9 protein-coding genes and 1 pseudogene are annotated in these 10293 nt (G+C 74.9%); 6 read left to right on the plus strand and 4 right to left on the minus strand.

All coding sequences use genetic code 11. From position 1 onward, the window contains the following. Nucleotides 1-246: 246 nt before the first annotated feature. The 3 genes from JNW87_RS28050 to JNW87_RS28060 all read left to right on the plus strand — a co-directional run bounded on the left by JNW87_RS28050 (nucleotide 247) and on the right by JNW87_RS28060 (nucleotide 2414). Nucleotides 247-1062 carry a tetratricopeptide repeat protein gene (locus tag JNW87_RS28050; RefSeq protein WP_238454692.1) on the plus strand — a complete coding sequence of 272 codons (816 nt, stop codon included), beginning with the start codon at nucleotides 247-249 and terminating at the stop codon, nucleotides 1060-1062. Beyond that, nucleotides 1002-1532 (plus strand): LuxR C-terminal-related transcriptional regulator, encoded by a 531-nt coding sequence (locus tag JNW87_RS28055; protein WP_238454693.1) that lies wholly within the window; start codon nucleotides 1002-1004, stop codon nucleotides 1530-1532. Before JNW87_RS28050 ends, JNW87_RS28055 begins: the two co-directional genes overlap by 61 nt. A 69-nt stretch (nucleotides 1533-1601) precedes the next feature. Continuing rightward, complete coding sequence (locus JNW87_RS28060) at nucleotides 1602-2414, plus strand: class I SAM-dependent methyltransferase (RefSeq protein ID WP_238454694.1); 813 nt, start codon at nucleotides 1602-1604, stop codon at nucleotides 2412-2414. A 31-nt stretch (nucleotides 2415-2445) separates the two neighbouring features. Here JNW87_RS28060 and JNW87_RS28065 read toward each other — a convergent pair whose 3' ends face one another. Then, nucleotides 2446-2919 carry a hypothetical protein gene (locus tag JNW87_RS28065; protein WP_109802586.1) on the minus strand — a complete coding sequence of 158 codons (474 nt, stop codon included), beginning with the start codon at nucleotides 2917-2919 and terminating at the stop codon, nucleotides 2446-2448. A gap of 110 nt (nucleotides 2920-3029) precedes the next feature. Between JNW87_RS28065 and JNW87_RS28070 the strand changes: the two genes are divergently transcribed. Continuing rightward, complete coding sequence (locus tag JNW87_RS28070) at nucleotides 3030-4319, plus strand: MFS transporter (protein ID WP_238454695.1); 1290 nt, start codon at nucleotides 3030-3032, stop codon at nucleotides 4317-4319. A 214-nt stretch (nucleotides 4320-4533) separates the two neighbouring features. Here JNW87_RS28070 and JNW87_RS28075 read toward each other — a convergent pair whose 3' ends face one another. Then, entirely contained in the window at nucleotides 4534-6273 is a 1740-nt protein-coding gene (locus JNW87_RS28075) for a bifunctional UDP-sugar hydrolase/5'-nucleotidase (protein ID WP_109805468.1), read from the minus strand. 283 nt (nucleotides 6274-6556) lie between these two features. On the opposite strand from JNW87_RS28075, the gene JNW87_RS28080 reads away from it, so the two are divergent. Then, nucleotides 6557-7357: an alpha/beta fold hydrolase gene (locus tag JNW87_RS28080; protein WP_109805469.1), complete on the plus strand. Its 801-nt coding sequence runs from the start codon at nucleotides 6557-6559 to the stop codon at nucleotides 7355-7357. Nucleotides 7358-7362: 5 nt separating this feature from the next. On the opposite strand, the gene JNW87_RS28085 is transcribed toward JNW87_RS28080, so the two are convergent. After that, on the minus strand, nucleotides 7363-7677 hold the full coding sequence (locus JNW87_RS28085; protein ID WP_109805470.1) for a hypothetical protein: 315 nt from the start codon (nucleotides 7675-7677) through the stop codon (nucleotides 7363-7365). An 85-nt stretch (nucleotides 7678-7762) separates the two neighbouring features. Then, nucleotides 7763-8542 carry a phosphodiesterase gene (locus JNW87_RS28090; protein ID WP_109805471.1) on the minus strand — a complete coding sequence of 260 codons (780 nt, stop codon included), beginning with the start codon at nucleotides 8540-8542 and terminating at the stop codon, nucleotides 7763-7765. Nucleotides 8543-8772: 230 nt separating this feature from the next. On the opposite strand from JNW87_RS28090, the pseudogene JNW87_RS28095 reads away from it, so the two are divergent. Then, nucleotides 8773-10147 (plus strand): annotated as a pseudogene (locus tag JNW87_RS28095) (diguanylate cyclase). Nucleotides 10148-10293: the final 146 nt, after the last annotated feature.

Here is a 10293-nt window from a genome sequence, read left to right on the forward strand (position 1 = left end):
CGGCGCGCACCGGCAGGCCGTCGCCCACTACGCGGTGGCCCTGCCGCGCGCGGCCGGGCTGCCGGCGGCGCGCCGGGCGGAGCTGCTGGAGGGGTACTCGTCCGCCGCCTACCTCGCCGGGCTGGGCACGGAGGCCCTCGCCGCCCGACGGGAGGCGCTCGCGCTGCGGGAGGCCGACGGCGCTGCCGTCCGATCGGGGAGAACCTGCGTTGGCTGTCCCGGCTCTGCTGGTGGACCGGGGACAGTATGGCCGCCCGCGCGGCGGCCACCCGGGCGGTCGAGGTGCTGGAGTCGGCGCCGCCCGGCCGGGAGCTGGCCATGGCGTACAGCGGGATGGCGCAGCTGCTGATGCTGGCCAACCGGGACGACGAGGCGATCGACTGGGGCGGCCGGGCGCTCGCGCTGGCGGGCCGCATCGGGGATCGGGACACCGAGGCGCACGCACTGGTCAACGTCGGGTCGGCGCGGCTGCAGCGCGGCGACCCGGACGGCGTCGAGCTGCTGGAGCGGGCGCACGTCCGGGCCGCGCTCGACGGGCTCGACGACCACGCCGCGCGGGCCCTGGTCAACCTGGCCACCATGTCCGTCGAGCGGTACGACCTCGACGCGGCCGGTGCCCGACTGGCCCGCGCGCTGGAGTTCACCACCGGGCGGGACCTCGACGGGTACGCCCGCCACCTGTTGGGCTACCGGGCCCGGCTGCGGCTGCTGCGGGGCGACTGGACGGGCGCGCTGGCCGACGCCGAGAGCGCCCTCGTGGGCTCCGGGCAACCCGGCGGCAGCCTGGTGCCGGCGCTGCTCGTCCGCGGCCTGCTCCGCTCCCGGTACGGCGATCCGGCGGCGACGGACGGGCTGACCCGGGTGGCCGGGTGGGCATACGGCACGGGAGAGCTCCAGTTCGTCGGCGCCGCGGCGGCGGCCCTCGCCGAGCACCACTGGCTCGACGGCGAGCCGGAGCGGGCCGCCGCCGAGGCCGGCGCGGCTATGAGCTGGCCGTCGCGGTGGGAGAGCCGTGGTCCACCGGGGAGCTGGCGTACTGGCGGTGGCGGGCCGGGGAGCTGATGTCGGCGCCGGAGGTGGCTGCGTCGCCGTACCGGCGGCTGCTCGACGGCGACTGGGCCGGCGCGGCCGACGAGTGGCGGCGCCTCGACTGCCCGTACCGCCGGGCGGAGGCCCTGGCCTGCGGAGACGCCGAGGCGGCGGGCGAGGCGCTGCGGATTCTGGACGCCCTGGGCGCGGTCCGGACGGCCCGGCGGCTGCGGGCCGAGCTGCGCGGGCGCGGCCTGGCCCGGGTGCCGCGCGGCCCGCGACCGGCGACGGCGGCCAACCCGCCCGGGCTGACCGCCCGGCAGCTGGAGGTGCTGGCGCTTGTCGTCGACGGGCTGAGCGACGCCGAGATCGCCGCACGGCTGTCGCTGTCGGCGCGCACGGTCGGGCACCACGTCTCCGCGGTCCTCGGCAAGCTGGCCGTGCCCAACCGGGGGCAGGCCGCCGCGGTCGCGCGCCGGCGGGGCCTGGTGCCGCCAACATAGGTGGTTCTCCCCATGTCCGGCCGCCGCGGCAGCCCTAGCGTCACCGGCAACCGACCGAAGGGCACTGCCATGACCAGCACGATCGACCTGGCCGCCGTCAAGGCGCGGCAACAGCAGACCTGGGCCAGCGGCGACTACGGCGCCGTCGCCGCCCGCATCCACCTCGTCTCCGAGCTGCTCGTCGAGGCGGCCGACCTCGCCGCCGGGGCAACCGTGCTGGACGTGGCGACCGGCACCGGCAACGCGGCGATCGCGGCGGCCCGCTGCGGCTGCCGGGTGACCGGCGTCGACTACGTACCGGAGCTGCTGGAACGCGCGCACGCGCGGGCGGTGGCGGAGCGGCTGCCGGTGACGTTCGTGACCGGTGACGCCGAGCGGCTGGCCTACCCGGACGCCTCGTTCGACGCGGTGCTCTCCTGCGTCGGGGTGATGTTCGCGCCGGACCAGGAACGCGCGGCCGCCGAGCTGGTCCGGGTCTGCCGGCCCGGCGGCACGGTCGCGCTGGCCGCCTGGACGCCGGAGGGCTTCATCGGCGACCTGTTCCGCATGGTCAGCCGGCACGTACCGCCGCCCGCAGGGCTGCGCGGGCCGGTCGAGTGGGGCCGCGAGGAGCGGCTGGCCGAGCTGTTCGGGGCGGCGCTGCGTGACCTGCGGGCCACCCGGCGGACCTTCGTCTTCCGCTTCACCGCGCCGGAGGAGTTCGCCGACTTCTTCTGGGTCAACTACCGGCCGACGCTGAAGGCGTTCGAGGCGCTCGACGAGCCGCGGCGGCCGGCGTTGCACGCCGACCTGGTCGAGCTGGCCCGGCGGTACGACCGCTCCACCGACGGCACGGTCCGCATCCCGGCGGAGTACCTGGAGGTGGTGGCGACCCGGGCGTGACGCCCGCCCGCCCCTTCGCCGTCGCGCCGGCTCAGTCGTGCAGCTCGGTGCGGGCCACCTCGGCGAAGGCGGCGGTCAGGTAGCCGGCCAGCGGCCGGCCGGTGACCGCCAGCAGGTCGGCGACGAGCAGCGGGGCGTGCCGGGCGATCGCCGCCGGGTCCGGCGGGGCGTCGTCCTCGCCCGGGTCGTACACGCCGAGGGCGCCGGCCAGCAGGACCAGCAGCACGTGCGGGTCCACGTCGGGCCGCCACGCCGCCACGTCCCGGACGCAGCGTTCCAGCACCTGTCGTACGTCGTCGCCGTCCAGCCCGTCCGGGTGGGTCTCCTCCAGCAGCAGCCGGACCACCCCGCCGAGCACCAGACCGGCCCGGTCGACGCCGGTGAGCCGGTCGACCGCCGGCTCATACGCCCCGGCGTCCCGGGACTGGGCGGCGGCGACCGCGTCGGTGGCGGCCACCGCGATCTCGCGGGCCGGAGCGGGCAGGTGTCGCCAGGTGCCGGTCACCGGCCCAGCATCCCAGACCGCGTGTGCTTGCTCACCTGGCGGCCCGCCGGTACGCCTGGCCGCCGGTAAACGACTCGCGGGGCGTCGTACCCACCGCAGAGAATCCAGCCATGCTGCGCCGCGCCCTGCCCGCCCGCCCGGAAGCCCGCCGGATCCTGCTCGGCACCCTGCTCTCGGCCATCGGGCGCGGCCTGACCCTGCCGTTCCTGTTCATCTACCTCACGGACGTGCGCGGGCTGACCGACACCCGGGCCGGTCTGGTGATCGGCTGGTTCGGCGCGGTGACCCTGGCCCTGTCGCCGGTGGGCGGCACGCTGATCGACCGGTTCGGGGCCCGCCGGGTGGTGCTGCCCTGCCTGGTGGTGGAGGCCGTGGGCACCGGCTCGCTCGCCCTGGTCGACTCGACCGCGTCGGCGTTCGCGGTCGCCACGCTGATCGCGGTGGGCGGCTCGGCGCTCTGGTCCGGGCAGACCACCATCCTCGCCTCGCTGACCGACGACGGCGAGCGACAGCGGGTCTTCGGCCTCCAGTTCGCCCTGCTCAACCTGGGCATCGGGGTGGGTGGCCTGATCTCCGGCGCGATCGTGGACACCGCCCGGCCGGTCACCTTCCAGGCCATCTACCTGCTGGACGCGCTGAGCTACCTGATGCCGGGGCTGATCCTGCTGACCCTGCCGCACGTCGGCCGCCGGCTCGCCGCCGCCCCGACCGCCGGGGACCGGCCGTCGACCGGGGGCTACCTGACCGTGCTGCGGGACCGGCCGTTCCGCCGGCTGGTCATCTTCGGCCTGGTCCTCACCACCTGCGGGTACGCGCAGATCGAGGTGGGCTTCACCGCGTACTCCGTCCGGGTGGCCGAGGTGACGCCGCGGGTGGTGGCCTGGGCCCTCGCCGGCAACACCGTGATGATCGTGCTCTCCCAGCTGCTGGTGATCCGCCGGATGGAGGGGCGCAGCCGGACCGGCGCGCTCGCCGCGGTCGGCGCGGTCTTCGCGGCCGCCTGGCTGGTGCTCGGCGCGGCCGGCGTCATCCGTACGGGGAACGCGCTGGTGGCTGCGCTCGGCGTGGTGGCCTGCGCGGCGATCTTCGGCTTCGGCGAGACGATGCTGTCGCCGGTGATGCCCGCGCTGACCAACGCGCTCGCCACCGACGAACTGCGCGGCCGGTACAACGCGATGAGTTCGATGATCTTCGGGGTCAGCGGGATCATCGGCCCGGTGACCGCCGGCCCGTTGATCGGCGCCGCCGACGGGCGGATCTGGGTGATCGTCGTGGTCGGCGGCTGTCTGACCGCCTCGGTGCTGGCCCTGTCGCTGCGCCGGCTGCTGACCCCGGCCCAGGACGGCCGCCTCACCGCGGCCCCGGCCCCCGCCCGGGACCCGCAACCCACCGCCCTCTGACGCCGCCCGGCGGGCTGGCGGGCACGGCGGGCCGCGGGCTGGCGGGCTGGCGGGCGCGGCTTGCGGGAAAGTGGTGTATCGGCGGCACGTGAGACCGCAGGTTCCCGGACGCTGCGTTGATCTTGACGCGGGACGTGCGTGGGGCGGGCAGGGCGGGAATGCGAACGGGCCCCGGAGCGGATGCTCCGAGGCCCGTCGGCGTGCGGGCCTGCCGTCAGGCGGCGGGCACCTCGGTGGTGGTCTGGATCCGGTTCAGCGCCGGCGCGGAGACCGGCGACTGCGCGGTCAGGTACGCCACGAACGCGTCCAGGTCGATCATGCCGGTGACCAGGTTCGTGCCGCCGGTGAGGACGCTGAACCCGTCGCCGCCGCCGGCGAGGAAGTTGTTCACCGTGACCCGGTAGGTCGCGGCGTCGGTGACCGGGGCACCGTCGATGGTGAGGCTGCCCCGGACCACCCGGCTGCCACTGCACGGCGCGCCGGCCGCGGCGGTGGTCCCGTTCGGGTCGACCACGTAGTGCACGGTCGAGGAGGCGTACAGCACGCGGGCGACCGTGAACTGCTGCTCCAGCATGCAGTAGAGCTGCGCCCCGGTGAGGTCCAGCGTCACCAGGTTGTTGGCGAACGGCTGCACCGTGAACGCCTCGGCGTAGGTGACCGGGCCGGCGTCGAGGTCGGCGCGGACACCACCGGGGTTCATGAACGCGGCGACCGCGTTCTGCTCGTTGTCGGTGGCGGCGAGCTGGGCGTCGGCGATCAGGTTGCCCAGCGGCGACTCACCGGTCTGGTACGTCGGCTTGCCGTTGGCGTCGACGCCGGTCTGGTACAGGTTCTCCTGCGTCTTGGTAATCGCCGCGGTGGTCTCGCCGACCACCTTGTCGGCGACCGGGCCGAGCGCGGTCTTGTACCGGTTGATCAGCTCGGTGCTCGCCGGGTCCTTCGGGACGTCCCGGGTGACCACGACGTTGTTCGCCTTGGCGGTGATCACGTCGCCGGACTTCCGGTCGATCTGCAGGTCGATGTCGGTGACCAGGCGGCCGAACGAGCTGGCGCTGGTGACCAGCTTGCCGTTGATGTTGCAGTTGTACGCGGCGTGGGTGTGCCCGCTGACGATCACGTCGATCGACGGGTCCATCCGGTTGGCGATGTCGACGATCGGCCCGCTGAAGCCGGTGCAGTCGTTGATCCCGCCGCCGTTCTGCACGCCGCCCTCGTGCAGCAGCACGACGATGGCCTGCACGCCCTGGGCGCGCAGGATGCGGGCGTACTTGTTGGCGATCTCCGCCTCGTCGGCGAAGGTGAGGCCGGCGACGCCCTGCTGGCTGACGATCTGCGGGGTGCCCTCCAGGGTCATCCCGATGAAGCCGACCTTGACGCCGTCGACCTTCTTGATGCCGTACGGCGGCAGCAGCGGCTGCCCGGTGGCGGTGGTGAAGGCGTTGGCGGAGAGGTACTGGAACTTCGCGCCCTCGAACGGGGTGCCGTCGGCGCAGCCGTCCACCGGGTGGCAGCCGCCGTTCTGCATCCGGAGCAGCTCGCTGGCGCCCTCGTCGAACTCGTGGTTGCCGACGCTGGTGAACTCGAGCCCGGCGAGGTTCATCTCCTCGACGGTGGGCTCGTCGTGGAAGGCCGCGGAGAGCAGCGGGGAGGCGCCGATCAGGTCACCGGCGGCGACCGTGATGGTGCGCTCCCGCTCCTCCTCGGTGGTGCCACGCAGCTTGGCGAGCTGGGTGGCCAGGTATTCCGCGCCACCCGCCGGCTTGCCCTCGATGGTGCCGCTGGAGCCGGTCGGCGGCTCCAGGTTGCCGTGGAAGTCGTTGATGGCGAGCAGCTTGACGTCGACCGGCTTGGGGCCGGCCTCGGCCTGGTTGGGGTTGACGGCGACCGTGCCGAGCGCGGTCGCGGCGAGCGCGACCAGGCCGACGGCGGCCCGGCGCATCCCGGGGACGGACATGGAACTCCTCGTGAGAATCGGCGCGTGACGGTCCGGACGATGGTTCGCCCGGCGACCCTGATCCGTGCCGTGGCAGGGGTCGATGGCGGGTGACGGCGGTCGGGGATGCCGCACCGCCGGGGCAAGCTTGCCATCCGACACGCGATCGGTCGACCAGGGCAGCACAACAGAGCCACGGATATGGGTGACGACCTGTACCGGTCTGCCCGACGAGTCCGACATGACCGGCAGATGAATTCCTTCAGGACCGCCCGCTGTCGGGGGGCTGGGCTAGAAATTAGTCATGACTCCCGACGGGACCTGGACGGTGGGCTCGGTCCGGTCCGCCGACGGCACCACGATCGCGTACGAGACCGCCGGCGAGGGGCCGCCGATCATCCTGGTCGGTGGCGCCTTCAACGACCGGTCGACCACCCGCGCGCTGGCAGACGCGCTGGCCGCCGACTTCTCGGTGTACGGCTTCGACCGCCGGGGCCGGGGCGGCAGCGGCGACACCGCGCCGTACGCCGTGCAGCGCGAGATCGAGGACGTGGCGGCGCTGATCGAGGCGGCCGGCGGCACGGCGTACGTCTACGGCCTCTCCTCCGGCGCGATCCTCGCCGCGTACGCGGCGGCCGAGGGGCTGCCGGTGACCGGGTTGGCGCTCTTCGAGCCCCCGTTCCGGTCCGGCCCGCACGGCGGCAGCAAACCCGGACTGGCCGGGCGGCTGACCGAGCTGGTGTCGGCCGACCGGCGCGGGGACGCGGTCGCGCTCTTCCTGACCGACGCGGTGGGGGTGCCCGCCGAGGCCGTGGCCGGGATGCGCGGGATGCCGGAGTGGTCCTGGATGGAGGGCCTGGCACACACCCTCGCGTACGACAGCACGGTGACCGGTGACGGCGCGCTGCCCGCCGCCCGGCTCGCGGCGATCGCCGTCCCGACCGTCGTCCTGGACAGCACCGGCAGTCCGGACTGGCTGCGTGACGCCGCCGCCGCGACGGCCGGGGCGATTCCCCGCGCCACCCACCTCAGCCTGGCCGGCAGCTTCCACGAGGTGCCGCCGGAGGTGCTGGCCCCGGCGCTACGCGAGGCCCTGCTCGGCTGAGTGGGTCAGGCCTCCGGCCCGGGCTCCCCGCGCTCCCCCGCGGCCGGCCCGTCGCCGGAGGACTCCCGGCCCCGGTGCGGGCCCGGGAGGGGTCCGTTCTCGCCGATCGCGCCGGCCACGCCCAGCACCACCCCGGCCAGCACGAGCAGCCCGCCCACCAGCAGGACCCAGGTCTGCACCTCCGTGAACGCGGCGTTCTCCGCCTCGACGTCGTACCGGGGGCGGCCCGGCCGCGCGACCGCGAGCACGCCACAGAGGCAGAACAGGGTGCCGAGCACCAGGATCGCCCCGGCGATCCGAGCCAGTCGCCATCGGGACATCGCGCCATCCTCGCAGCGGGCCGGCCGGATCGGCGGGCCGTGCGGGCGGCGCCGCTACGCGACGTACCAGAGTTGGTCCGACGAATCAGAACCAGCAGGTCTGCCCGGCGGCGTGGCTGACCTGGACGGTGTGCGTGACGCAGCCGCCGTCGGCCACCCGGTGCAGCAGGAACGCGGTCGGCTCGGCGACCAGCCCGATCTGCTCGTCGTCGCTCATCGTCAGCGAGGCCTGCACCCAGGTGCTCGGCGCGGTGGTGAGCACCGTGCCGGCGAAGCCGGCGGTGACCGCGCGGTGCAGGTGACCGGCGGTGACGCGTACGACATGGGGATGCCGGCCGATCACCTCGGCGAGCGCGTCGGAGTCGGCGAGCCGGATGGCGTCGGCGGCCGGGACGCCGACGGCGACCGGCGGATGGTGCAGGCACACGACGGCCGGCACCTCCGGCCGGCCGGCCAGCAGCCCGTCGAGCCAGGCCAACTGGTCGTCGCCGAGCCGCCCACCGCTGCCGCCCGGGGCGAGCGAGTCCAGCACCACCAGGGTCCCGTCCGGGTGGTCGACGTGGTAGTACGCCGAGAAGCCGCCACCCAGGTAGGGCGTGCCGCCGAAGGTGTCCAGCAGCGACTCCCGGTCGTCGTGGTTGCCGGTGGCGAGGTGCACCGGCAGTGGGAAGCGGCCGATGATCTCGCGGAGCGCGACGTACTCGTCGGTGCGGCCGTTGTTGACCAGGTCGCCGGTGATCACCACGCAGTCCGGCCGGGGTCGCAGCGCCAGCACCCGGCCGAGGGCGCGGTGCAGCCCGGCGGCCTGTTCGGCGGCGAGCGGGCCGGTGGTCACATGCGGGTCGCTGAGCTGGGCGATGAGCATCGACGCCTCCTCGGGACCGGGACCCTCACGCTATCGCCGACCACCCCCGCCGCGCGGCCCCGCCGTCCCCACAGGCCGCGTCCACAGCCTGTGGATAGCACATGTGTACGAAGGTCGCGCCACCCGTCGCTGGGTACCCTTGATCGCGCCCCCGGCGCCGGCCCGGGCCTCCCACCAGGAACGACGTGGATCACGAGCGAGTCATCCGAGACGTCACGGTCCGCCTTCCGATGGCGTCGACCGCCCTGGAGGCGTGCCAGTGGACCGTCGCCGCGCTCGCCCGGCACACTCCGGCCACCATCTCGATCCTGCTCCAGGTCCACGACCGGCTTCGCTGCGTCGCGGCCACCGGCGCCTGGCAGGTCTTCTCCACCGTGCCGCCGAAGACGGGCATCGTCGGGCGGGTGTACGCCTCCGGCGAGCCCGCCACCGTCGCGGACGTCACCACCGACCCCGACTACCTCCCGGTACGCCCCGACGTGACCACCGAGCTCTGCGTACCGGTGCTGGACCCGGCGGGGCGGCCGATCGGCGTGCTCGACCTGCAGTGGGGCGACCCGGTCGAGCTGGGCCCGTGGCGGGAGACCGCGGAGCGGCTCGCCGCCCGGCTGGGCGCCCGGATCACGGCGCTCGGCGGGCCGCCGGCCGAGAGCCGCAGCGAGAAGCTGCTCCGGCACGCCGCCGCGATGACCTCCGCCCCCACCGACTGGGACCTGATGACCGCCGCGATCACCGCGGCCCGGGACTCTCGACCCTCTCCGCCGCCGTACTGGTCCTCGCCGGCCGGCGCGGCGCCCGGCTCGGCGCGCCGACCAGCGCTCCCGGGGAGTTGGAGGCGCGGATCCGCGCCGAGCTGACCGAAGCCGGCGCGGTCCCGCTCGGCCGGCTGATCGCCCGGGCCCACCGGCACGGCGCGGCGTACACGCTGGGCGAGGCCGGGCACCCGCCGACCGACGACTATCTGCCGCTCTCCCGGGCCGGGGCGCGCACCCTGGTGGCGGTGCCGGTCGGGCCGCCGGACTCCGGCGGGGTGCTGCTGGTCGCCGACGAGCGGCTGCTCCGGCCGACCCGACCACGGTCAACCTGATGGAGCTGCTGGCCGGGCAGGCGTGGACCTGCCTGGACCGGCTCCGCACCCTGGCCCGGCTGCGCGAACAGGCCAGCTCGGACCCGCTCACCGGGCTGCGGCACACCGGGCCGTTCGGGCAGCGGATCGCGACCGCCACCCCGGGGCGTACCGCCCTGCTGGCGATCGACGTGGACGGCTTCAAGGACGTCAACGACACGTACGGCCACCAGGCCGGTGACCGGCTGCTGGTCGGGCTGGCCCGGGCGCTGGAGGAGGCGCTGCGGCACGGCGACGAGCTGTACCGGATCGGCGGTGACGAGTTCGTCGCGGTGATCGAGGTGAACCGCCCCGAGGAGGCGGTCCGGATCGCCGAGCGCCTCACCGAGGCGGCCCGCCGGACCGGCCGCACCATCAGCGTCGGCGTCGCCCTGCCCCGACCGGGCGAATCCGCCGAGCTCACCCTCCGCCGCGCCGACCAGGCCCTCTACGCCGTCAAGCGCCACGGCCGCGACGGCGTCCGCCTCGCCGCCGCCTAACTCCCGACTCCCCGCTCCCCGCTCCCGCTCCCGCTCCCCGGCGATCTTGCACTTTGGGCCCACGTCTTGCGCCATTCGCGCCATTCGGCCGGGCACAAACTGCAAGATCGCGGGGAGGGGGGAGTCGAGGAGAGGGAGGGAGGGAG

Source organism: Micromonospora sp. ATA51 (genome assembly GCF_016802855.1).
In the GTDB taxonomy this organism is placed as follows: domain Bacteria; phylum Actinomycetota; class Actinomycetes; order Mycobacteriales; family Micromonosporaceae; genus Micromonospora; species Micromonospora sicca.